Origin of the sequence: Oceanobacter kriegii DSM 6294, from assembly GCF_000422845.1 — a bacterium.
GTDB lineage: Bacteria > Pseudomonadota > Gammaproteobacteria > Pseudomonadales > Oceanobacteraceae > Oceanobacter > Oceanobacter kriegii.
Genome location: NZ_AUGV01000018.1, coordinates 63,260 through 87,844, shown reverse-complemented (window position 1 = coordinate 87,844; position 24,585 = coordinate 63,260). Strand labels below are relative to the sequence as shown.

General features: G+C 57.0%; 17 protein-coding genes. 9 read left to right on the top strand and 8 right to left on the bottom strand.

Annotated features, from left to right (window positions below; all coding sequences use genetic code 11):
• Positions 1–110 precede the first annotated feature (110 nt).
• Together G516_RS0110545 and G516_RS22010 are read right to left on the bottom strand one after the other, a co-directional pair.
• Positions 111–1,070, bottom strand: a complete 960-nt coding sequence (locus tag G516_RS0110545; RefSeq protein ID WP_028293626.1) for a FecR domain-containing protein — start codon at positions 1,068–1,070, stop codon at positions 111–113.
• The gene (locus tag G516_RS22010; RefSeq protein WP_036535808.1) at positions 1,067–1,603 is read right to left on the bottom strand and encodes a sigma-70 family RNA polymerase sigma factor; all 537 of its coding nucleotides are present in this window, start codon (positions 1,601–1,603) and stop codon (positions 1,067–1,069) included. Before G516_RS22010 ends, G516_RS0110545 begins: the two co-directional genes overlap by 4 nt.
• 223 nt (positions 1,604–1,826) lie before the next feature.
• On the opposite strand from G516_RS22010, the gene G516_RS0110535 reads away from it, so the two are divergent.
• Complete coding sequence (locus G516_RS0110535) at positions 1,827–2,243, top strand: hypothetical protein (RefSeq protein ID WP_028293625.1); 417 nt, start codon at positions 1,827–1,829, stop codon at positions 2,241–2,243.
• 368 nt (positions 2,244–2,611) lie between these two features.
• Here G516_RS0110535 and G516_RS0110530 read toward each other — a convergent pair whose 3' ends face one another.
• The 3 genes from G516_RS0110530 to G516_RS0110520 all read right to left on the bottom strand — a co-directional run bounded on the left by G516_RS0110530 (position 2,612) and on the right by G516_RS0110520 (position 5,867).
• Complete coding sequence (locus G516_RS0110530) at positions 2,612–3,058, bottom strand: pseudoazurin (protein ID WP_028293624.1); 447 nt, start codon at positions 3,056–3,058, stop codon at positions 2,612–2,614.
• Between the two features lie 152 nt (positions 3,059–3,210).
• Positions 3,211–3,576, bottom strand: a complete 366-nt coding sequence (locus tag G516_RS0110525; protein ID WP_028293623.1) for a VOC family protein — start codon at positions 3,574–3,576, stop codon at positions 3,211–3,213.
• Between the two features lie 188 nt (positions 3,577–3,764).
• The gene (locus tag G516_RS0110520) at positions 3,765–5,867 is read right to left on the bottom strand and encodes a TonB-dependent siderophore receptor (protein ID WP_028293622.1); all 2,103 of its coding nucleotides are present in this window, start codon (positions 5,865–5,867) and stop codon (positions 3,765–3,767) included.
• 297 nt (positions 5,868–6,164) lie between these two features.
• Between G516_RS0110520 and G516_RS0110515 the strand changes: the two genes are divergently transcribed.
• Positions 6,165–7,442 carry an MFS transporter gene (locus G516_RS0110515; protein WP_169449525.1) on the top strand — a complete coding sequence of 426 codons (1,278 nt, stop codon included), beginning with the start codon at positions 6,165–6,167 and terminating at the stop codon, positions 7,440–7,442.
• Positions 7,443–7,493: 51 nt separating this feature from the next.
• On the opposite strand, the gene G516_RS22005 is transcribed toward G516_RS0110515, so the two are convergent.
• Positions 7,494–8,468: an AraC family transcriptional regulator gene (locus G516_RS22005; RefSeq protein ID WP_051219253.1), complete on the bottom strand. Its 975-nt coding sequence runs from the start codon at positions 8,466–8,468 to the stop codon at positions 7,494–7,496.
• 183 nt (positions 8,469–8,651) lie between these two features.
• Here G516_RS22005 and G516_RS0110505 point away from each other — a divergent pair, with 183 nt between their 5' ends.
• Positions 8,652–10,730: a TonB-dependent receptor gene (locus G516_RS0110505; RefSeq protein WP_028293620.1), complete on the top strand. Its 2,079-nt coding sequence runs from the start codon at positions 8,652–8,654 to the stop codon at positions 10,728–10,730.
• Positions 10,730–11,767, top strand: a complete 1,038-nt coding sequence (locus G516_RS23925; protein WP_051219251.1) for a methyltransferase family protein — start codon at positions 10,730–10,732, stop codon at positions 11,765–11,767. The genes G516_RS0110505 and G516_RS23925 overlap by 1 nt, the downstream gene beginning before the upstream one ends.
• Before the next feature lie 115 nt (positions 11,768–11,882).
• On the opposite strand, the gene G516_RS0110495 is transcribed toward G516_RS23925, so the two are convergent.
• Positions 11,883–13,706 carry a sulfite reductase subunit alpha gene (locus tag G516_RS0110495; RefSeq protein ID WP_211225095.1) on the bottom strand — a complete coding sequence of 608 codons (1,824 nt, stop codon included), beginning with the start codon at positions 13,704–13,706 and terminating at the stop codon, positions 11,883–11,885.
• Positions 13,707–13,715: 9 nt separating this feature from the next.
• Positions 13,716–19,184: a glutamate synthase-related protein gene (locus G516_RS0110490; protein ID WP_036535854.1), complete on the bottom strand. Its 5,469-nt coding sequence runs from the start codon at positions 19,182–19,184 to the stop codon at positions 13,716–13,718.
• Positions 19,185–19,574: 390 nt separating this feature from the next.
• On the opposite strand from G516_RS0110490, the gene G516_RS0110485 reads away from it, so the two are divergent.
• From G516_RS0110485 to G516_RS0110465, 5 genes are all read left to right on the top strand, one after another.
• Positions 19,575–20,207: a PepSY-associated TM helix domain-containing protein gene (locus G516_RS0110485; RefSeq protein WP_156879014.1), complete on the top strand. Its 633-nt coding sequence runs from the start codon at positions 19,575–19,577 to the stop codon at positions 20,205–20,207.
• A 187-nt stretch (positions 20,208–20,394) separates the two neighbouring features.
• Complete coding sequence (locus G516_RS0110480; protein WP_028293616.1) at positions 20,395–20,916, top strand: DUF2271 domain-containing protein; 522 nt, start codon at positions 20,395–20,397, stop codon at positions 20,914–20,916.
• Between the two features lie 58 nt (positions 20,917–20,974).
• Positions 20,975–21,805, top strand: a complete 831-nt coding sequence (locus G516_RS0110475; RefSeq protein WP_028293615.1) for a DUF4198 domain-containing protein — start codon at positions 20,975–20,977, stop codon at positions 21,803–21,805.
• 32 nt (positions 21,806–21,837) lie between these two features.
• Positions 21,838–23,427, top strand: a complete 1,590-nt coding sequence (locus G516_RS0110470; protein WP_028293614.1) for an NADPH cytochrome P450 oxidoreductase family protein — start codon at positions 21,838–21,840, stop codon at positions 23,425–23,427.
• A 31-nt stretch (positions 23,428–23,458) separates the two neighbouring features.
• Complete coding sequence (locus tag G516_RS0110465) at positions 23,459–24,556, top strand: alpha-hydroxy acid oxidase (RefSeq protein ID WP_028293613.1); 1,098 nt, start codon at positions 23,459–23,461, stop codon at positions 24,554–24,556.
• Positions 24,557–24,585 lie beyond the last annotated feature (29 nt).

Genomic DNA, 24,585 nt, shown 5'->3' with positions numbered 1-24,585 from the left:
TTCAGGTGTTCTGAATACCTTGTCGAATGAGAATCAAAATCAGCTCAAATTTTTTAGCAATTTTTCGGGATTATGTGATGGGGGCTGCTTTGGTGCGCCAGAGCGCCGGATTATTCGGGCAGAACCCGAATCCACAACTCGGTAAAGCGCTGTACTTTTACGGGCAAAATGCTGGCCAGATGATCAAGGGCAATGTCGGCCTGATCGATTGGGTAGGTGCCTGACACCCGTAAGTCGGCAGCGGCGGGGTCGACTTGCAAAACCCCGTGGCGATGGCGGTTCAGTTCGCGCAGAAAGTCGTCCAGCCGCATGTTATCGGCGACGATCATGCCCTGGGTCCAGGCTGGCCGAGGCTGGCTTAGCGGTCTGGCGGTGGTGCTGCTGGCGTTGTCGAAGCTGGCTTGCCAGCCCGCTTCAATGTTGCTGGCAGAGCCATAACGGGGCTGCAGGCGCACCGCTCCCTGATACACCTGCACATGGATGCTTTGCTGTTGCTCGTGAACGTTGAAGCGGGTTCCCAGCGGGGTGACCAGGCCGTCGCGGGTACGAACGGTCAGCGCCTGATGACTGGCCAGTTGCGCGTTTGCATGGCCGGTTTCGACATAGGCTTCGCCATACAGCAATTCAATGTCGCGCTGGCCGGGGCCAAAGTGCACCCGCACGGCGCTGTCGCTGTTGAGCTTCAGCAACGAACCATCGGCCAGCGTCCAGCTGCCTTGCTCGCCCTTGCCGGTGCGGTAAGGGGCCGCCAGCAGGCCTTGCAGGGTATCCGAGCGCCAGGCCGGAATCGACACACCAACCGCAAAGGCCGCCAGCGCCAGGGTTTTTAGCATTTGACGACGGTTGCTCGGTTGCATCAGCGCTTGTTGCGCCGGGCCACTGCTGAGCTGCTCAAACTGCTGGTTTACCTGTTCCATGTGTTGCCATGCACGTTCATGGTCCGGGTGTTGGCTGCGCCATTGGTCGATCTGTTGGCGTGCTTGCTGCGGCTGTTCTGACATTTGCCATTCGACCAGTAGCTCTACGGCCTGCTGGGCAATCTGATGCGGGATCGGTGCGCCCTGAATCATGCGTCGGCCTCCACGCTGCTGTGTTCCAGCGTCAGTGCGAAATAGCACTGGGCACTGGCTTGCACCAGATAACGTTTGACCGTGCTTTGCGAAATATCGAGTCGCTCAGCAATGGCTGCCAGCTTCATGCCGTCGAGGCGTGCCAGCAGGAAGGCTTGCTTCACCGGGGTAGGCAAGCCATCCAGACGACGGTCAATTTCCAGCAGGGTATCGAAGATTTCATGCTGCAACTCAGCCGACGGCGCGACGTCTTGCGGCAGCTGTTCCAACGCTTCCAGATAGGCTTGTTCCAGCTGTTCTCGCCGCCAGTGATCCACCAGAACCCGTTTGGCGACGGTCATCAGGTAGGCCGAAGGTTGCTCCATGGCAGGTTGTTGTTCGCGCCCCAGCAGCCGTACAAAGGTGTCGTGCATCAAATCGGCGGCGCGAAACGAGCAGCCCAATTTCTTGTTCATCCAGCCCTGCAACCAACGATGGTTCTCGAGGTAGAGGGTTTCGATGCTGGAATCCTGGGAATGATCGGGCTGGTTCATGGCTGAGTCCGGGCAGAACATCAATGGGGGTAATGTTTATGCTAGCTTCAAATAAGAATTATTATCAAGTATGGGTGGTGATATTGACATGAATTTGCGAATCAGCCGGCCAGTTTGAAAAAATTGTTCAAACACCGTCGCAAATGAGAATCGTTATTGTTAGTCTTTGGGGAATGGGAACGCACTTGAACACACACTGAAGACAGCAAGCGAAACTGCCACTATGGAAACTCCCGAACAACGGGCGCAACGCATTGTGCGCCACGACAAGTACCTGATTGCCCACGAGCAAGCCAACACCGCGCTGTACCTGGCCAGTGTGGCGTTGCAAACCAGCCCGACAACCTCGTCACTGCAACAACTGTTGCAGCGTTTTGACACCCAATTGCAGGTGCTGGAGCAATTCGACAAGCCATTGCAGGCGCTGATGATGCGGCTGCAGCTGGTGTTCAAATTGCAAAGTGAGCAACAGCGGTCGGATGTTGAAGCAGATTACGTGTTCGAGTGTGCGATGGCGTGTGACGCGGCGGAATTGGCCGCCCGTGATGCCTGCACCCAGCAGGGCAGCAACATTGCCCCGATGTTTCGTCGCTCCCGGGTGGAGCGCAAGGAAGGTTGGCACAGTCGTAAAGGGATGTGAGGGGCGACTGGCCTAACCGTGAAGCCGCCTGTTGTTGGTGATGGCAACAGGCGGCTTTTTTACGCCCGGGTTATTTATGGGGACATCTATTTAATCCTGCACGACTCTGCGCGAGCGTTGCCGTTGTTCAGGGCAAGGCGACGAATGCAGCGGAATGACTAGTCCTTTCCAAGTTCGTCAACACCGCACTGGGCGACGGCAACCCGCGCCCTGCGGGGGCTGTCGGATGATCTCGACTCTGTGTCGCCGACTTTTGACTTGACCCGTCAGGCCTACAAATCGGCTTCGTGATTCGAACCCATCCGGTAGCCCAGAGCGAGCACCGGATTAAATAGATGTCCCCTTATGCCCAGGCGCTTTATGGCAGATTATTTCACCTGCGCCAGATAATCATCCAGACGGGTCTGGTTCATCATAAAGGTAGCGGTCAGGGCTTTGGAATCGGCTTTCACCTGCTCCAGATTGACCGGCTTGCCAGCCACCACGACACCGACCATGCCCATCATGGCGTGCGGCGCACACTGATAGACGTACACACCTTCCTTGTCGATCGTGACCGTAACTGGCTCATTGATGGCACCCACCCAGCTGGCACTACCGGCCGGTTTGAGGGTATCCACAGATTGGGAGTTGTGCGCCATATCCGTCGGCACAAACTTGACGGTATCACCCACCGCCACATTCAGTACCGCAGGTTCAAACACCATCATGCCTTCGGCACCGGTATTCTTCATGGCAACGGTGTGCTCGGCTGCTTGTGCGGTAACGGCCGTCAGGCCCAATGTCATGGCAACTAACAGGGGTAAGGTTTTCATAGGCTGACTCTTGACTCCAAAAGCGAGGAACCTCCAAGCCTAGAGCTTGATTAGTATTATGTAAACGATTCTTATTTGTACTTTTGGGCTAAACGTCTCGGACTTGAGAGACATCAAATAGTCGTGCTTCGTTATTCCGGCGGGGCTCAGGGCTACTGAATATTCTGGCCAATGCGCCAAAGTACACCGGACGGGTCGGTGAGAATGAAATCCCGCATCTTCCATGGCTGGTCGACCGGCTGCCCAAGACGCACGCCGTACTTTGCTGGCAAATCCTGCTGCAACAACGCCTCGTACCAGCCATCCACATCGCTCACCAGCAAGTGCATCATCACGTTTTCGGCGTGTTCAGGGTGGTAGAAATCCTGCAGCAGGAAACTGCAATTTTGATGGTGAAAGTAAGCAATACCGCCTTCGTCAGACGCCATGGTAAAGCCCATGTCCTGATAAAACTGCTTCGATAATTCGAAGTCCCTGGCGGGGACAAAGGCTTGGGGCCCCTCTAAGTAACTCTGCACAGCTCTGCGCGAGTCATGCAGGTTGTCATTGGCTCTTCACAATAACCCCGCGGCGAATGCAGCGGAATGACCAGTCCTTTCCAAATTCGCCAACACCGTTCTGGTGGACTGAGCCAGATAAAGAGAGTCTTTATACAAAAACGCCCCATTCGACTGAATGGGGCGTTTTTGTTGATGCTGTCAATGCATCAGAAATCCCAACGGACACCCGCGGAAATATTACGCGGAGCACCGTAGTACGCCTGTGTCCAGTAGAGGCTGTTGAGGTACTTTTTGTCGGTTACGTTTTCAACGTTAACGGAAAAGCCCAAGGCTTCGGTGGCCTGGTATTGAGCCGACAGATCAAGCAAGGCATAAGCGTCTTGTTTGATGGTTGTTGTGGCGGCTTGTCCGTCGGTGTTGGTGTAGCTGCCCTCGGTTTTAATGGCGTTCTGCCAGGACAAAACGGCACCTATTTTCAGACCTTCAATCGCAGGTAGCGCATAGCTACCGGAAATATCCAGGGTTTTGGTCGGCAGGAATGTCCGGGCTTTCTCTCCATCCTTGTCGGTAATCTCAAAGCTGCTGAAACCGGCGCTGAGGTTGAGGTTATCGGCTACTTCACCGGCCAGTTCAATTTCAAAGCCTTCGCTGTCCAGTTCTGCGGGTTCGTACAACGCGATGCCTGCATCGTTACGACCAACAAAGACACCAAAGTTGCTTTGGCTGGAGCTGAATACACCGGCACTGATGGAAGCCAGACCGTCGTTTAAAGAGTGTTTTACGCCAAACTCAGTGGCGTCTCCTTCTACGGCACCGAGTGGGCGCAGCTCTGCGTTAACAAAGGTTTGTTGTTTGAATACCTCACTGTAGCTGCCGTACAGAGTGGTATCTTCGGTCAGGTCGTATGTAGCGCCCAGGTATGGCGTGGTCTTGTTGGCATCAGTATCGGCGTCACCACCATAGCTAACGCCCTTTTGCTCAATGTCGTTGGTACGTGCGCCAGCCAGAATTGACAGCGAGTCGCTGAGATTCCAGCGAGTCGCCAGGTAGACTGACCGCATGGTGATTTCTAGGTCGGTTGTGCCAGTCGCCGGATTATGATCCGGGAAGTCCATGGCCGGGGTATTGCCGTCCATCCAGTCTCCACCCAGTACCGGATAGCCTTCGGTGTAGTTGTAGTAGGACGCCTCGTCCACCGTGATGGTGGTGTTGCTGATACCGGCGACAATCTGGTGTTCCTGTTCACCAATCATCAGGTTACCGGACAGGTAGGCCTCCAGGTTGCGCTGTACTTCCTTACGGTCGTAGGCGCTGGCGTAGCCGTACAGTCCGACTTCGGTGTCTGCATTCGGGGTGCCGTACACATAGAACAGTTCCGACTCGTAGTCATATTGGCTACGGGTGAACACCAGGTGGGCAGACCAGTCGTAGTTGATGTCCTGATTCAGTTCAACAAACGCTTGCTTTTGAGTCGTGTTGGCAAAGGTCCAGTCGGTTGCAGTGCTGGTGGATACGTCGTAGTCGGTACGGGAGCCATCGCTGTAAACCAACGGGAGGGCTCCCCACAGAACACCATCCGATTGGTTCTTGTCGACTTTATAGCCCAGGCTCAACTGAGTGCTGTCGGTCAGGTCGGCTTCAATAATGCCATAACCCAATTTGGTGTTATCGCTATAACGGTCCAGATAGGAATCGCCCTGGTCGGCTACGACCACTGCACGGCCGCGGACGGAGTCGGACAGGGAGCCGGATACATCGCCTTCAATACGGCGATTGTTCCATTGTCCCAGCGTCAGCGCTGCCGAGCCCTGGAATTCTTCAGTTGGGCGTTTGCGTACATAGTTGACCGTCGCCGATGGGTTGGCAACGCCAGTAATCAGGCCCGCAGCACCTTTAATAACCTCAATTTTTTCGTACGTTGCAGTGTCTTGTTGGCCAAGATTGATGCCAGAGACGAACGGCGCACCAACGCCATCGTATTGGAAGTTCACAATGTCGAAGCCGCGGGCTGTGTAGTAGGTGCGGTTGGTTTCGATTTCTTCAACGGTAACGCCGGGAGCGTAATCCAGTGCCTTGTTGACCTTGGTCAGATTGAAATCCTCGATCTGACCCAGTGACATGGTTGTTATGTTTTGAGGGGTTTCCCGGACGGTCAGGTTGAGTTTGGTCGCAGTATCGGTTTTGCCGGTTTCACCATAGGCATAGACAACCTCGACATCAGATTCTTCGGTAGCGGCGCTGGCGGTTAAAGAGGTGAATGTCAGTGGCAGCAGGCTGAGTGCCAGTGCGGGTTTGAAATGAGGGTTCATTGGAACGTGGACTCCGTTTGTCTTTCTGCAAGTAGCGGTAAAAAAGAGGCCATCCGGTGCGAGCGTTGGCTGAATATCCGTTTCTGCCTGTATTGATAATGGTTATCGTTTGCGACGGATGTTACAGAAGAGTTTGCCTTGAATCTAATGATAATTATTTCTATTTATTGGCCGTTGGGCAGTTTGTGATCCTTCACGGATTGCCCTATTTAATAGCGGGCTGTTCTTCGGCTGATATTGTTCATTTCTGCATTTGGTTAGGCTCCCGTTGGTGATTTTATTAACAGGGAGTGTCTTGTGACCCAACTTTCTTCCACCCTCGCTGCGGCAACGGGCTCGTCAGCCGCATCCAGGCGGGCGTTTATTCCATTGTTTTTGACGTTGATATGCAGCGCCATTGGCCATGCATATTTTGTGATTACCTTTCCTGCAATGGCACGTGAATACTCGTTAACCGATATGCAGGCCGGTTTTGTAATGGGAGGCGGCGCATTGGTTTTGACTCTGGCTGCGCCGTTTTGGGGCTGGATTTGCGATGCCAGAGGGCGCCGCTTTGTGGTTCTGTTTGGCAGCATAGGTACAACCCTGGGATTGGCCTTGCTGGTACTGGTATTCGAGGCTGGTGAGCGACAATGGCTGCCGATGCAAACCCTGCTGCTTTCTGTGCTGGCGGTACGCTGGGCGCAGTCCTGTGCCAGTGGTGGTCTGATGCCTGCCGCTCAGGCTGTGATTGCTGATCTGACCAGTCCAACCCAGCGTAGTCGTGGCATGGGGTTGTTGGGAGGTTCATTTGGTGTTGGCACGGTGTTGGGCGGTACATTGGCAATGGCGACAGGTGGTGAGCATGTACTGGAGGGGTTTTACCTGATCACCACGGCGCTGCTGTTGTGTTGCCTGTGGTTGTGGTTCAGTCACCCTGAAACGGCGGAAGATTTGTCTGCCGCCGCCGCTGCAGCCCGCTATCGTAGTCGTTGGGATGGGCAGCAGGCGCCAGCTGAGCAGTCGCTCAGGTTTGGGTCAATGCTGCCGTTTCTGTTAACCACGTTGTTGTGTTTAACGGTGTACAGTCTGATTCAGCAAATTACTGCCTTGCGTTTACAGGATGATTTTGGTCTGGACTTTAACGGTTCTGTGCAGTTTGCCGGGCGCATCATGATGGTTTCGATGGCGGCCATGATTTTTTCCCAGTTGGTGCTGGTGGCGTTACTCAGGCTGACGCCACAGCGTATGGCTGTGTTAGGAGCAGCGGTTTCCTGCGTGGCGTTGTCGATGGCAGCGATGGCTACCGACCCTCAATCGCTGTTGTTGTCGATGGGATTCATGGGCCTGGGGATTGGTATTTTATTGCCCTGTAATCTGGCGCTATTGAGTCTGGCAGTCGGGCAGCGGAATCAAGCCAAGGCCGCAGGGGTCAATGGCTTTAGTAAAGGCGTCGGTATGGCCATTGGTCCTATTCTCGGCGCTGCCCTGTACGCCAGCAGTACCGCGATGCCCTACTGGTTGAGTGCGGCCTTGCTGGCTGCTGTGTTGGTGGCTTTTGTTGCCATGCTGCTGGTTCAGCGCGGTCAGTATTGAGGAATATGGCGGCCAATTTCGGGTCTGCCGGTGCAGCCGGCGAGGCCCGTTTTATTCAGAGGGGCCCTGTTGCTCCCGGTATTGCGCCGGTGAGCAGCCATACTGCTTTTTGAAGCACTGGCCAAAATGGCTGGCGCTGCTGAAACCACATTGGTGGGCTATATCGGTAATTGAGCGCTGTTCATCAGCGAGGTATTTTTGCGCTCGCTCCAGCTTATGGGCCCGAAACCACTCAAAAACGGTCATCCCGTACTGTTTGCGAAAATGCCTGTTCAAACAGGTGTGGCTGATGCCTGAAGCGCGGGCCAGATCCTGTAGGCTGGGTGCTCGGGTTAGGTCGCTGATCAGATGAGCGATAACCTGTTTGAGTGCCTGCGACCGGGGAGAAGGTTCATCATCCGGTTGTCCATCATGATGCAGATTGGAGCTGTCTGCAGTGGTCACCCAATGTGCCAGAATTTCCAGTGCTTTGGCTTCTGCCAAAATGCGTGAGGATGGACTCTGCATCGGGTTGTCCATGATTCTTGCCACGCGTTTGTCCAGAGGCTGTTGGCGGGCCAATCGCACAATGCGATTTTGGTCCAGCAACTGATGTATGTCGTCTTCTTCGGTAAAGGCTTCATTGATGCGGGCCGTAGAATATTTCAGCACCGCCATTCTTGCATGAGTACGGCCTGGGGTATGCCGTTGGATGGGTGCGCCAACCGTGTTAATCAGCCACACATCTCCTTCTCTGACCACGCACTCGGCGCTGCCGTCGGCAAAGCGGAAGCGGGTTTGCCCTTGTAGCCCAAACACCAGCAGTGTGACGGGCTGGTCATAGGGAATCTGGTTTTCAAAGTCTTCCGTAACGTCACAGCTACTGACCGTGCAGCTGATCTGGCTGCACAAGTGGCAAATGCGGAATTCAACGCCACTGTGCGAGGGCAAGTTCTGAATCACCCAGGCGCCGCGTTTCAGTGCTTTGTTACCGGGAAAACTACTCATTGCGATGTCGCTGGCGGTAGCCACTGCGGTCGTTTGCATGAGAACTCCTGTGTACGCTGTGTCGTGTCTTGATCTTAATGAGAATTATTATCAAAAGTAAAGGGTGGTCACATAAGAATGCTCGCTATTTAACAGTTGTGCTTGCTCCGTTTGATAGTCGCCAGTCTGCCCGCTCTGAAATCATCGTCTGCGTTTTTTAGGGATGTTTTCAGAGGACACATAATGACCCAATGGCAATGGATCAGGCTGCCAGGCCTGATTGTGATGGCAACGTCTGCCACTCAGATGTGGGCTACTACAAGCGACGATGCAGTGATTCCCGAGGTGGTGGTGCAAGCGCGTTATTGGCAGGAAGCCCCGGCGGATGTACCGGATACCGTAAATGTTATCGACAGTGAAGAGAGCGACCAGGGTATCGCAGCGTTGGCTGCCTTTGCACCCAATGTACGGATTGAAGACTCCAGCGTTCAGACCCGGGTAGTGGTGCGTGGCAGCGGCGGCTTTGACACAGGCTTGTACGAACCGGTGGCCTATTACTACGACGGTGTGGCCTTGCCACTGGGCGGCAGCCAGCTACCAGCACTGGACAATGCCCGTCAGATTGAACTGGTGAAAGGACCGCAGGGCTCGCTATACGGCCGTAACTCTGAAGCGGGCGTGATTAAGGTTTACAGTCAGCAGCCATCGGCACAGAGCCACTTTCAGGCGCAATTGAACTCCGGCCAACTGTCCGGGGCGGACGGTGACGCGGCTCATCAGTTGATCAATCTGGGAGCCAGTGGTGAGCTGGTTGCCGATGCCATACAAGGCAGCATAGGCCTGAGCTGGCAGGACTCCCAGGGGCCGAATCTGAACGAGGTCACCGACGACAATGAGAGCGGCTCGCAAGATCGCCGTACTCTTAATGCCGGTTTGAAGTTTCTGACCGGTTCAGCGGGCCATGTGCAGTTCAATACGCTGATGGAATCCCGTCGGGATGGCAAAGGTCGCTTGCGCTACGACACTGGCATGATGGCCACCGACCGCTACACCACGAACTACAATACCGACAGCCATGACGATCGCACCAGTCGCATTCACTCCATCAACGTGGTGCAGCAGCTGGGCAATCTCAAGCTGGAAGCGGTCACAGGCCTGACCCGTTTCGACCGCGATTTTGTACAAGACCTGGACCTCAACGCCATGGCGTCCTACTACTCCGAGCTGGACTTGCAGGACCGCATGCTGTCGCAGGAAATGCGTCTCTCTTCCGAGCAGGGCGACCTCAAATGGTTGGCTGGTTTATACGCCTTCAAGGAGCACACCGACGTCTACTTCGAGCAGGCGGCGATGGTGCCTCAAGCCCGCACCACCGACATTAAACAACGCGGAGTGGCGCTGTTTGGTCAGGCGGAACTGGCATTGACCAGTGCGCTGAAAGTCGGCTTTGGCCTGCGTGGTGAAAAGCTCACCCAGCAAGGTGACCAAACCCGTCTGATCAACGGCTTTGAATCCAGTTACGGCGATGACAGCAAAAGCACCACCTGGTTGCCCAAAGTGTTTGCGTCCTATGCGCTGGCGGACGACCGCTCGGTTTACCTCAGCTATGCCAAAGGCTATATGCCGGGCGGCTACAACTACACCGGTGCGGGATCGGCCGACACGCTGGTGTATGACAAGGAAACCAGCCGCAATCTGGAAGCGGGCTTCAAGCTGGCGAGTCTGGATCAGCGCCTGAACCTGCAAGCCAGTGTGTTCCACATTGCCACCCGTGATAAACAGGTTACCGATGTGTCCCAGGACTTCTCGTTCCATACCTCGAATGCCGCCAGCGTTGTCAGCCAGGGTGCAGAAGTGGCAGCGGAATACCGCTTTGAGAATGACTGGAGCCTGAAAGGCCAGCTGGGTTATCTGAACACCGAGGCGGAAGACTACGAGGTATCCGGGCTGGTGAATTACAACCTGGTGGCGCAGGACTATTCCGGCAATGACCTGCCTTATGCCCCAAAAGCCAGCTATGGTCTGACGGCCCAATACGATCCTTACTATGGCTTCTTTGCCAGCGTGAACCTGCATGGCAGCAGCGAGTACTACTTTGACTCTGCCAACAGCATCAAGCAGGACGGCTATCGCATGATCGATGCCGACCTCGGCTACCGCTTCACAGAGTCCCAGCTGGGACAGCTTGAAGTCGCACTGGTGGCAACCAACCTGACCAACGAAGAAGTGTTTGAACGAGCCGTCACCGTGTCAGGGGTTGGGGTTGCGGTGGAAGACAAAGCGCCACGTTATATCGGTGTTCGTATTGGAGCCGATTTTTAATGACAGCCTCAAAGCAATTACTGGAATGGGTGCAAGCGCCCATTCACTGGAACTTGCTGCAAGCTGCGCTGGAGCTGAAGGTCTTCGACTTTCTGCTCCAGCCGGTCAAAGCAGCGTATGTCGCCGAGCAGACCCGGTTGAACCCGGACAAGTTAGGCCTGTTGCTGGATGCTCTGGCCAGTCTCGGTATTCTTCACAAGCGGCAGCAGCGGTACCAACTGGCAGAGCAATACCAAAGCCTGTTGAGCTCGGACGATCCGCGTAGCATGGTGGCCAACCTGCTGCATATGGCGAAGGTTAAACAGATGTCGGTTGACCGCATTAAGCAGTTGCTGGCGGCAACCCCGTCAGCCGCTGACGACGCCAGCTACCAGTCACGGATGAATTTCCGCGATGCCAATTTCTGGCAAACGGCCTCTGACAACTTGCTGGCATTCCATCGCAGTACCAGTAACGACTACGTATTGGGCTTGATAGAGCCCTGGGCAGATAAGCTGGCGCAACGTGCCGTTGGCGACTGGCAGATGTTGGACCTGGGCGCTGGATCGGAAACCCTGGCGTCGTCCTTACTTGAGCGATACCCGGCGCTGACACTGACACTACAGGACCTGCCGCAAAGCATCGACTGCATCCGTCAACGGCTCGACCAGCTCCCCGCGGACAGCCAAACTCGCCTTAACCTGCTGGCAGGTGACTTCAACAAGATTGAACTGGGAGGGCTGTACGATCTGGTTTGGTCGTCCATGGCACTTTACTTTGCCAATGACCTCGACGGACTGCTCATGCGGCTTAAACAGCAATTGAAGCCCGGCGGTGTCATGCTGTCGTTACACGAAGGCTTGTACAACGAACGAACCCAACCAAGCTACCACGTGTTAGGCCGATTTGCTCCGGCCATGAATGGCAATGACTTGTCGTTTGATCAATGCGAAATCCACGCCGCCTTGCAGCGGGTGGGGTTTCAGGCAGTCGCCACCGAAAAGCTGGCGACACCTTTTGGGCCGATGGAACTGACAACGGCTCAACGAGCACTCTGACGGTCAGCCGTATCCTTGGTATTGAAGAAAATCCAGCTGCCCCTCTTACTCAGAAATATGCCCGGGAGTATGTCCAGGGGCCGGGCAAGAGGGGGCTGGTGGATTGCCGTAGGGCTCAGTACACGTCGCGGACGTAGCGCTTCTGGCTCTTGAGGTTATTCACATAGGCCACGGCGTCGGCTTCGCTGAAGCCGCCGTGTTCGGCGACCAGTTGGTGCAGAGCGGCGTCGACGTCCTTGGCCATGCGGTAGGCATCGCCGCAAATATAGAAATAGGCGCCCCGTTCAAACCACTCGAACAGTTCCTTGCCGTGTTCCAGCATGCGGTCTTGCACGTAGATTTTCTCGGCCTGATCCCGTGAGAAGGCAAGGTCGAGTCGGGTCAGCAAGCCGGATTGCTGCCAGCCTTCCAGTTCCTCGCGATAGATAAAGTCGGAGGCGGCGTTGCGGTCGCCAAAGAACAGCCAGTTGTCGCCCTCGGCAGCGCGCATTTCACGTTCTTCCAGGAACGAGCGGAACGGTGCGATGCCGGTACCCGGGCCAACCATGATGATTGGCAGCTTGTCGTCCTGCGGTACAGCGAAGTGCTTGTTTGGTGCGAAGTAGCAGGACACCTTGGCGCCTTCATCCAGTTCGTCGGCCAGCCAGGTCGAGCACACGCCGTTATGGTCGCGGCCGTTGCTGTGGTAGCGCACGCTGCCGATGGTCAGGTGAACTTCGTTGGCGTGTTTGTTGATGCTCGATGAGATCGAGTAGGCCCGAGGTGCCAGCGGCTTGCTGAGGCTGACGAATTCGTCGCCATCCAGATTGGCTGGAATCAGCGTCAGCAGATCCACTACGTCCTTGCCCCATAAATAGTCATTCAGCGGCTCGTTGTCGTCGCTGTCCAACAGTTGTTTGAGCTTGGCGGCTTCAGCACCTTCGGCTTGTGCCAGTCGTGCCAGTAATTCTTTCGACGGCGTGCGGATTTCCAGCTGTTCGGTCAGCAAGGTGCGCAGTGGCTGGCCGTTAACGGACTGCTCGGCGTTGCTGTTCAGCAGTTGCAGCAGTTCGTCGACCAGATCGGCGCGGTTGTGCGGAATCAGGTTGAGGGCGTCGCCGGCGTCGTAGTGTTCGCCGGAATCCCCCAGATTGAATTCAAAGTGACAAATCTGTTTGCTGGAGGCGTCGCCGGTCAGTACCGCCTTACGGCTCAGCACCGCTTGCAGCGGGTTCTGGCGGTTGAATTTGGACTTGGCTTTCAGGGGCGCTTCCGAAGCGGTCGAGACCGCGGCTGCGGCCTGATCGCCACGGCTGGAAATTTCCGGCAGTACGGCGTCAATCCAACTCTGCGCCGGGGCTTCAAAATCAACGTCGCAGTCGACCCGGTCGGCAACGCGCTGGCCACCCAATTGCTCCAGTCGCTGATCCCACAATTGACCGGCGACACAGAAACCGTCGTAACTGGTGTCGCCCAGCGCCAGTACCGAGAAGAAGGTGTTGGCGAAGGAAGGCACGTCGTCGCTGCTGATGGCGTCCCACAGCATCTGGGCGTTGTCGGGCATTTCGCCTTCGCCATAGGTGCTGGTGATGACTAACAGGCGTTCAGCCTGGGCCAGTTCGGCAAGGCTTACGTCGTCCATGTCCTTGACGCTGGCCAGCATGCCGTGGGCGCTGGCTTGCTCGGCGGCCAGCTCGGCCATGCTTTCGGCGTTACCGGTCTGGGAGCCGTAGATAATGGTCAGCGGCTTTTGCTGTACGGCAGCAGCAGGGGCGACAGCCTCGGCGCTTTGTTCGTTCACCAGCAGGCGGTTGTGCAGGCCTGCCATAAAACCGGCCAGCCAGTGTTGTTGGTCGCTGTTGAACGGCAGGTTGGCTGGTAAGCCTGGCACCTGTACGGCGTCCGGTTGCTGAGCCGCGTTGGCGGATGGATTCAGATTGGTGTTGGTATTGGTCATCATACTTCTCCGTCAGGCGGCCGCAGCACGAGCTGCTTCGGCCAACAGGCTGGCGTATTGCTGCGCCAGCTTGAGGTCAAAGGCTGGGAATTGCGCCAGTTGCTGGCGGTTGATGCGCTGGCATTCCAGAATCCAGACGCTGGTGCCCAATGCCTGGGTATCCCAGACTTCGCGGCGGCGTAAGGAGTCCTGATAGTCACTCAGGCGCTTGTGCGCCAACAGGCAGGCCAGGGCGTCTTCGTCGTAGTCGCTCAGGGCGTTGCTGGCGTCCTTGGTGAGGGCATCCAGCAGTTTCTTGTCTTGCTGTTCAATCAGTTCGGGTACCCGCGCATCGGCCTGTTGAGGGTCGGTTTTTTGCGCGCACTCCAGTGCCCGGCGCAAGGCGCCAGCGGCGTTGATCATGTGCAGCATCAGCGGGCTGTCGGTGTCACCGTAGGTCGGTACCCGACCGTCAAACAGGCCTTTGCGATGTGGCTGCTGGTAGGCTTCCTTGAGGTTTTCCAGCTGACGCTCGGCACAGCCACTGGCCAGCTCGTCGATCATCGCCTTGCGGTTCATGCTGTGGCGGATCGGTTCGGCACGGTGGTAAGCCAGCAGCGAGCGTGGAATCAGGTAATAGAAGTCATTGCGGGCAGTGTCCCAGTTGTCCAGCAGCTGTTGCGCCAGCGCTGAGCCGGTGCGCTGCTGGTGCTGTTGCAGGTGCCAGCGCAGTGCTTGCTCCTGACCGCGGGCCAGCTCGTTGTCTTCGTTGAGGCGGAAGGCCACCACGGAATCCTGACTGCACCGTTCAGCAACCCGGTGTTGCGGGTCGTACTGGTAGGCGGTGCCGCCGCTCATGCCGTTGCCAAGACCTTTGCCGTAGCCGCCCAAATTGACGATGCTGCCGTTGGTCATGTACTCGCAGCAGAAGTCGCCAACCCCTTCCACCACTGCGATCGCACCGGAGTTACGCACGCCAAAGCGGTCACCGGCCTGACCTTGTACGTACAGCTCGCCGCCGGTCGCGCCGAACAGGGCGAAGTTACCCACCAGTACGTTTTCGTTCAGTGTCTCGGTTGCCGGGGTCGGGTCGCGGGCAATAATGACACCACCGGAGGCACCTTTGCCGACGCCGTCGTTACAGGTGCCGCTGTGATCCATGATCACGCCGCTGTTGTTGAAGGCCGCAAAACTTTGGCCGGCAGAGTTGTGGGTGTTAACGGTGACGCTGTCGCGGGCCAGTACCTTGCGGCCGTTAGCCAGTTTCTGGATAGCCGGGTGCGCCTGCTGCTGACCCGCATCGAGGCCGTAGTTCAGCAGTCGTTCGATATCAATCGAGAACTGACCGCCGACGGTTTTGTTGCAGTTGTTGAGCTTGGGTCCGGCAATCTGGATGTTGCTGCGTTGCTGGTCGATGAACAGCGACTGGAACTCGGTCAGGAAGCGGTCGTCCGGCTCAAAGTTGGCTTCCAGATACACCGGTTTGGCAATCTGGATTTCCTGCACTTCGCGCAGCATTGCCGACATATCCAGCTGGCCCACCATGGCCGGATGGTCAATCAGGTTCAGCAGCCAGGTTTGGCCACGCACGGCGCGCAGGGATTTGAAGCCCAGTTGCGCCAGCACTTCGCGGGTGTCGTGGGCAATGTTGATGAAATACTGCGCCAGTGCCCGAGGGTCGCCAGCGTACATTTCGGCATTGGTGGTCAGACCCGCCGGGCATTTGATGTTGCAGTTCTTCGCCATTACGCACTTCAGCATCATCAGGGCGGTGGTGCCAAACTCGAACGAGTCGGCCCCCAGAATGGCGGATTTCACCACGTCGAGGCCGGTCTGGTGGGCGTTGGAACAACGCAGCACCACTTTGTCACGCAGGCCGTTTTCAGCCAGCGCCTGATGCACTTCGGCAATGCCGAGGTCGGCCGCCCGGCCGGTGTTTTTCAGCGAGGTTACCTGAGCGGCACCGGTACCGCCGGTGTTACCGGCAATGTTGATGACGTCGGCGCCGGCCTTGGCGACACCCACCGCGATGGTGCCGACCCCTTCCGACGACACCAGCTTGACGATGACCCGCACGCGGGCGGCTTTGGCGTCGTGAATCAGCTGGCCGAGGTCTTCAATGGAATAGGTGTCGTGGTGTGGCGGTGGCGACACCAGTTCCACCCCCGGCGTACCGCCACGGGCGGCGGCGATTTCGACATTCACCTTGGGTGATGGCAGCTGGCCACCTTCGCCGGGTTTGGCACCCTGGGCGATCTTGATTTCAATTTCCTGCAACGACGGGTCGGCCAGATAGCCGGTCCAGACACCGAAGCGACCGGAGGCAAACTGCTTGATCTTGCTGGCTTTGACGCTGTTGTAGCGGCGCGAGTTTTCGCCGCCTTCGCCGGAGTTGCTCATGGCACCGGCAATGTTGGTGCCTTGTGCCACCGCTTCATGGGCGCGGGCGACCAGTGCCCCGTGGCTCATGGCGCCGGATGCCAGGCAGGCGGTGATTTCAGCGGCTGGCTGAACTTTCTCAAGCGCGATGGCAGACGGGGCGTACACCAGCATGGCGAGGTATTCGGCGGCCTTGCCGTTGGCGCGCACGTGTTTGCCGGGCACTTTTTTCGATGAGGCAATGCTGCTGACGTCGTTGCCGAAGGTGTCGCTGAGGGCGCTCAGCAACGCGGCGTAGCGATCCTTGCTGGCGTTATCCAGCGTCAGCTGCCAGTCGCGGTCAGCCACCCGTTCGGTGTGCAGGCCCTGAACGCTGTAGTTGAGGTTGCCGCGCGGGTTGTAGCGGGTTAGCAAGGCGGCAAATTCTGCTGCGGTGTTGGCGCTGTTGAAGTCGAGCGGCAAGCTCAATACATCACGCAGGGTTGATGGCCGCTGCTCGCGTTCAGCGTACAGTTCGCGCTGGAATTCACGGTAAGCTGGAGTGATTCCCGCCTGATTGATTTGCTCCGGGGTACGGGCGCTGTAGCCAAGGTCCAGATGCGCGGTTTCCGCCGGTGGGGTAATGCGCGGTTCGTCTTCTGGCTGTTCGCTGTTTGGCTGCTCGTTCTGTAGCTGAGCGGCTGGGCTGGTGTACTGGATGGCCTCTTCGGTCATGTTGACGTATTCGCGTACGGCGGTAGTACCGAACGCGTGTCCAGCGCCTTCCGCACGTTCCTTGAACAAGCCCAGCAGCGGGATCTCGTTTTCCTGCTGTACCGAGCGCACGCGGCTATGCCAGTCGGCGCAGCTCTGGGCGATGTCGGCAAACTGCACACCGCCCACCGGTGAGTGAATGTTAGGGAATACCGGTGCCAGTACCGGGTCGGCGGTATCAATAAAGTTGGCTTCGAAAAACTCACCGCCAATGTAGCTTTCGGCGGTACACAGGCCGAATTTGCCCATGGTTTTCATCAGGGCTTTTTCGACCGCTTTCTGGAACTTGTTCAGCGCGGTTTGCACACCGGCCTGATCGGCGGCCAGTTCCTGAGCGCGGTGGTACACACTCAGCGGACACACGGCGGCAGCGCCAAAGCCCAACAGGCAGGCAATGTCGTGGGTGCTGGCGGCCTGACCGGTGAGGTACACCACGCTGGCGTTAAAGCGCAGGCCCTGGCGAATCAGTCGCTGGTTGACGGCGGAAATCACCATGATGGCGGGCAGCGCGGCATCCTGCATGCTGATGTTCTGGTCGCTCAGCACAATCACGTCGTAGCGTGAACGGGCGGCGGCTTCGGCATGACTGCACACTCGTTCGAGGGCTTCCAGCAGGTTGCTGCGGTTGCGCTCGGGGTTGTCACTGTCGGCTTCAAACAGAGTAGCGATGGTTTCAACCCGCAGTTCCTGCTGGGCATAGATTTGCAGCAACTGTTGGGGTTGCAAAATAGGCGACGGAATCACCAGCTGGCGGCCGGGATTGTCGCTTTGGCTGAAACCGGGCTTGGGGCCAAGAGCCACCCGCAAGGTCATGCCATCGGCTTCGCGGATACTGTCCAGCGGCGGGTTGGTAACCTGGGCAAAACGCTGACTGAAGTAGCGCGACATACCGCCTTCTTCGGCATTCAGCGCATTGGGCGCAAGGCCGTAACCCATTGCCGAGATTTTCTCCATGCCGCTTTGCAGCATGGGATCGAGCATGAACTTGAAGCTTTCCTGGTTGAGGCTGTAGGCCACGTGACGGGCGGATACTTTCAGTTCGCAAAGATCCTGAAAGGCTTCCAGAGATTGTTCAGGTAGCTCCGCCAGATTGATGCGGGCATTGGCCAGCAAGGCTTTGTAATCCTGCGCCTGTGCCAGCTGTTGCAGCACCTCGTCATTTTCCAGAATGCGCTGTTGGCGGTGGTCGAATACCACCATACCACCGGCTTCAATACGGCCCCGGCGCAGCACATCTTCAGGGTTAAAGTCGATCTGACCGGCTTCGCTCATCACTGCGAAATAGTCGTGGGTTTCTACCGTGCGCAGTGGTCGCAAGCCAAGGCGGTCGAGACGCGCACCAACCTTGATGCCATCACCAAAAATCAGTGCCGCCGGGCCGTCGTTCTTTTCTTCCGAGAGGCTGAAGTATTCCAGCATGGCACGCACGTCATCATTGAGGTCGGCGTCGTTTTCCCACGCTGGCGGCATCATCGCCAGTGCCGCGTGCACAATGTCCATGCCGTCTTCGGTAATACGGCGGGCGAAGGTCTGGTCGAGGCGGGCAGAGTCCGATTGGCCATCCGGGAAGATCACTTCTTCACCTTTGAGGCGGGCAATGGCGTCTTCGCTGAGGCGGTTTTTCTTGTCGGTGTTCAACTCGCCGTTATGGGCCATGCGCCGGAACGGCTGCGCAAACATCGGGTTCGGTGCCGTGTTGGTGGAGAAGCGGGTGTGGAAAAACAGCGTATGAATGTGGTGTTCCGGGTGAGTCAGGTCGCGGAAGTAGGGAATCACTTCCCAGCTGTTCAAGCGACCTTTATACACCTGGGTGTAGCTGCTCATTGACAGCGGGTAAAAACCGGCCAGTTCCGGGCGGGTAAATGCCGGGTATTCAATATCCAGCAGCGCGGCGTTAATGCGGGCTTCAAAGTCGGCTTGTTCGGCCAGTTCTTGCGGGCGGCTGAACACCACCTGACGGATCGACAGCTGCGCCTGTTGGCTGGCCTTGTTGAGGGCTTTGCCGTTTACCAGCACGTCGCGCCACATTAATACCGGCAGGCCATGATCGCGCAGGGCCTTGTTGATGATTTGCTCGGCTTCATCGTGCAGCAGTGGATTGCGGGGATAAAAGAAGTTGGCTACTCCGAAATCGCCGTATTCCAGCGCGTCGTTGCCGGTCAGGTAACGGTAGAAGTTGACTGAAATATCCACGTTGACACCGGCGCCATCGCCAATGCCTTCAGAACTCATGCCGCCACGGTGCGGAATCTTGCACAGTGCCTGATGGGCAAGTTCCAGCAGTTCGTGGGTCTGCTGGCTGTGCTTGTTGGTAATAAAGCCTACGCCGCAGCTCGAATGCTCCTGATTCGGGTTATATAACGTTCGCATCTGAATCGAATCTCCGTAACTGACGAACGCCAGCAATTGGCGTTTCTTCCGGGTCTGGTTGGCACCAGAATTGCGTTCCTCGCCCTCAACGGGGCGCAGCAGGATACAAATGCAAAAACACTAATGCAAATAATTTGCATTCAGGTAAGAGGTATATCGGCTTTTTTGGCGTCGGAGGCAGTGGAAAAGACTGAATCTGGCGGGGTTTTAGTGGAACATGCTGGTCGGGTGGTCAGTAGAGCGGGAGCCGGGTTGTTCAGAGGGTGCCTGGCCTTGCATGACGGCTATGTGACCAAAACACTCTGTTTTAAAACTGAGAGCGTTTCTCATTCAACCCATGAACTGCTAGTCTGCGTTTCCTTTTTATTGTGCTGTGATGATTGCCCTGCGATGTCTGATCCTGTGAATACTGCACCTGCTCGGCCAACGGCCAAGTCCATTTCGCTGAATCTGTTGCGCCAGTGGCACTGGGTCAGTTCGGCCCTGTGTCTGGTGGGCATGATCCTGTTTGCCGTCACCGGCATTACCTTGAATAACGCGGCACATATTCCCGCCGAGCCGGTGGTTACCACGGTTGAAACGGAGCTTTCGCCCGGCTTGCTGAGCTTGATGGAAGACCGTGATGAAGGCCCGCTGCCTTTGGCGGTACGTGAGTGGTTACGGCAAAACCACGACCTCGACATTCCCGCGTCCGATGCCGAATGGGACGGCTCGGAAGTGTATCTGGGGCTGCCGCGCCCGGGTGGTGATGCCTGGTTGAGCATTGATCTGGAATACGGCGAATTGATGTACGAGCGCACCGACCGCGGCACCGTGTCGTTCCTGAATGACCTGCACAAGGGCCGTAATACCGGCACCGCCTGGAGCTGGTTTCTGGATGTGTTTTCCATTACCTGTCTGGTGTTTTCCCTCAGCGGTATGTGGCTGTTGGTGCGTTATGCCCGCACTCGTCCCGGTACCTGGCCGATGGTGACGCTGGGGGTGGTGATTCCGTTGTTGGTGATTGTGCTGTCGATTCATTAAGCCGTTTGTCAGTGATAAAGCGTTTGTCAGCAATTGTTCAACAGGCGGGCCGCTGCGTTGATGAGATAGAGGTAATTTGTTAACGCAACGTTAACCTTTCATTTGATATTGATTCTCAATAACGTGACCGGCGTTTTGCCGATTCCAGATCCGCTTCTATTCAATTCATTGTTCGTAAGGAAGTCTTATGTCATTCGTAAAACCCTTGTTGCTTGGCGCAGCCTCCGGTCTGTTTGCGCTGCACGCCAGTGCCGCTGAATTGCGCGTTGGTGTCGAGATCCCTGAGCTGTCCGTGGCCGAATACCACAAGCCTTACGTGGCGATCTGGCTGGAAAACAAGGACAACCGCGAGGTGACCAACCTGGAAGTCTGGTACGACGCTGGTATGGAAAACAACAAGGGCAACAAGTGGCTGAAAGACATGCGTCAGTGGTGGCGCAAGAGTGGTCGTGAGCTGGATATGCCGGTAGATGGCATCACCGCAGCCACCCGTGGCCCAGGCAAATACGACATCAGCTTTGAAGCCTCTGACGCCCGTTTGAAAGACCTGCCAGCGGGTAACTACCAGCTGCGTGTGGAAGCGGCTCGCGAAGTGGGCGGTCGTGAGCTGATCTCGATTCCATTCAGCTGGCCTGTCGACAAGGCCTTTACAGCATCCAAAAGCGGCTCCAAGGAGCTGGGTGAAGTGGCTCTGAGCATCGAACCATAAGCCGATCACAAGGACCGGCCACCGGTCCTTGACTGCCAATTTTTCAAAAGGAGCACGTATGAAACCGATCAAACTGATGAGCGCCGTCGTTCTTGCCGGTGCCACCCTGATGGCCTCTCAGGTCAATGCCCACCGCGCCTGGTTGCTGCCGGATGCAGCGTCTTTCTCGGGTGAGAAGCCGATTGCCACCTTCGATGCTGCGGTATCCAACGAAATCTTTAACTTCGACCATTTTGCCCTGGACCCAAAACAGTTCCAGGTGACCGCCCCGGATGGCAGCAGCGTTGAAGTAGAAAACGGCGCCAAGCTGCGTTACCGCGGCGTGTTCGACGTGACACTGAAGCAGGAAGGCACCTACCGTGTGTTCACTGCATCCCAGGGCATGCGCGCGATGTGGAAAGACGCTGATGGCAAGCGTCAGATGTACCCGGGCCGTGGTCAGGCGTTTGATCAGGCCGAGTTCGACAAAGTGGTTCCAAAGAAGGCTGACGGCCTGACCGTAAGCCAGTTCTCCCGTCGTCTGGAAACCTTTGTGACCAACGGTACGCCATCCGACAACGCCATGACGGTGTCTGGCAAAGGCTTTGAAATGAAGCCAGTGACCCACCCGAACGATCTGTATGCCGGTGAAGAAGCCACCTTTGTATTCCTGATGGACGGCAAGCCGGTCAAAGGCGCTGAAGTTGTGCTGGTGCGTGAAGGCACTCGCTACCGCGACGACCAGGACAGCATTGAAGCCAAAACCAACGCCAAGGGTGAAATCACCGTTGAATGGCGTGGTGCCGGTCGCTATTTCATGGAAGCCGAGTACGAAGACAACAAAGCCAAGGCGCCAGCCACCGAGCGCAAGGGCAGCTACTCTCTGGTGCTGGAAGTCCTGCCAGAATAATGGCGTTGAACTGATCCGGGAGTGCTGGACTGATGGGGTTTGGGGTGAGCGTCGCCGAATGGCAGGCAGCGGGATTGATTGCTGCCTGGCTGGTGTTTACCGGTTGGAGCTATCGTGAGGCGTTGGCCGAACGTTGGCCCGCCCTGCTGGGCTTTATGGCGGCTGGCGACAGCCCTGTCAGTAGCTCGCAGGCGGCGTCGCAAATCGCCACTAACGGGCGTCCACTGCTGTTGGCGTACGCCAGTGAAAGTGGTCATGCCCGCAGCCTGGCACAAGCCTGTCAGCAGCAGCTTGGCGCTCAGCCGAGCCGCTTGCTGACGCTGAACCAACTGCTCCCGGAACGATTGCAAAATGCCGATGTGCTGGTGTTTGCCAGCACCACCGGCGAAGGCGACGCGCCAGACAATGGCGCGCGTTTTCTGACTCATTTGAACAGCTCAGGCCTTGCGGCCGAGCACGCTGATCGCCGTTTGGCGAACACCCGCTTTGCCGTCATGGCGTTGGGTGATGTCAGTTATCCCCACTATTGCGCTTTTGGCCTGACGCTTCAGCAAGAGCTGCAACAGGCGGGTGCTACTCCTCTGTTTGATGCGGTGTGTGTGGACGATTTGAACCCCGCCGATATCGACCTTTTTTATCAACAGTTGGCCGTCGCTGCCGCTGTTTATGCTGATTTGCCGTTTGATGTGGCGTCTTTGGCGGGCGCTGATCAGGAGGCTGCTCAAGAGGTTTCCCAAAGCACTTCGAGCTCCGGTTCTGGTCCCGACCATGAACCAACGTCATTAACGCTGCTCAAGCGTCAGTGTCTTAACGAAGGCACGTTGGGCGAAGGCATTTACCAGATCGACTTTGCCTTGCCTGCAGAGCCTGAACGGGCGTTACAGTGGCAAGCCGGTGATGTTGCCCGCTTGCACCTGCCAGTGGCTGACGGCAGTTGGCAGCATCGTGATTACACCCTTGCCAGCTTGCCATCCGAAGGCACGGTGCGGTTGCTGGTGCGACAGCAGTTTCATCCGCCCAAAGGTAATCAGCCACGCCAGCCCGGTTTGGGCAGTGGCTTGCTGACGCTGTCGTTGGCAACCGGCGACGCCGCCCGCTTTGAGATTATCCACAACCCAAATTTCCACAGCCCGGCAGCCGATGTTCCGATGATTCTGATCGGCAATGGCACCGGTCTGGCTGGGCTCAGAGCGCACCTGAAGCAGCGTGAAGGTCTGGCTCAGGCGCGCCACTGGCTGATCTTTGGTGAGCGCAGTCTGGAGCACGACGCGCTGTGGCACGATGAACTGTCGGCCTGGCTGCAAAACGACACCCTGAGCCGGCTTGATCTGGCCTTTTCCCGCAGCACCATCGAGCAACTGCAACAGAGCCCTTTGGATGCTGCTAACCCTGCGGGTTTTGCTGAATGCGGTGGTCAGTTTTGGCACGGCTATGTGCAACACGCCATTGAACAGCAGCTGGATACGCTCAAACAGTGGCTGGACGATGGCGCCATGATCTATGTGTGTGGCAGTCGTGCAGGCATGGCCAAAGGCGTGGATCAGGTGTTGCGGGCCGGCTTCGGCGATGACTATGTGGATGATCTGGATACGAGCGGTCGCTATCGTCGGGATGTATACTGATTCTTATTTGTAATCAGCATCAGGAACCGACATGCCTTCCTACCTTAACCAGATCCCGCCCGATCTGGCGTCGCTGTCCGACTATCAAGCCTATGCCCAGCGTAATCTGACCGAGCAGGCGTGGGCATACATTCATGGCGGTTCCGCCGACGAAGTCACTTTTCAACGTAACCTGAGCATCTACAACCGGCTGCAACTGAACAGCCGGGTGCTGGCCGATGTGTCCAAAGGCAACACCGAACTGACGCTGCTGGGCCAGCGCTTGGCACACCCGATTCTGGTGGCACCGGTGGCCTACCAGAAGCTGGCCCATCCGGACGGTGAAATTGCTTCAGCCATGGCGGCTGCGGCTCAGGACGCGGTGTTTTGTTTGAGCACGTTGGCCAGCCAGAGCCTGGAAGACGTGGCCGAACATTGCGACGGACCGCGCTGGTTTCAGCTGTATTTTCAAAGCGAGCGGGAACATACCTTGGCACTGGTTCAACGTGCCGAACAGGCCGGTTACCGGGCCCTGATGGTCACTGTGGATGCGCCTGTTAATGGACTGCGCAACCGCGAGCAGCGGGCAGGTTTTCAGTTGCCCGCAGACGTACGGGCGGTGAATGTCACCGCCCCGGCGGTACCGGTGCAAATCCAGCAGGGCGACAGCCGGGTGTTTCAGGGGCTGATGGCACAAGCGCCGCGCTGGGCGGATATTCAATGGCTGCGCCAGCAAACGCAGCTGCCGATTATTCTGAAAGGCATCACCAATCCACAGGACGTCGACAAGGCGCTGGCACAGGGCATTGATGGTCTGGTGCTATCGAACCACGGCGGCCGCACGCTGGATGGCTTGCCGAATCCGATTGAAGTGCTGCCGGACATCGCTGAGCAGGTGCAAGGCCGTGTGCCCTTGATCGTCGACAGTGGTATTCGCCGTGGTGGTGACGTGGTGAAAGCGTTGGCATTAGGGGCCGATGCCGTGATGATTGGCCGGCCGGTGATGTACGGTCTGGCGACTGCTGGTGCTTTGGGCGTCGCGCATACCTTGCGGTTGTTAAGGGATGAGCTGGAGCTCACCATGGCGTTGTGTGGTTGCGCCAGTTTGGCCGATATCACCCCGGATTTGGTGCGTTATCCGAAGTTTTGATGTGGGCAGTTTAGTGGGGTGTAGCTTGC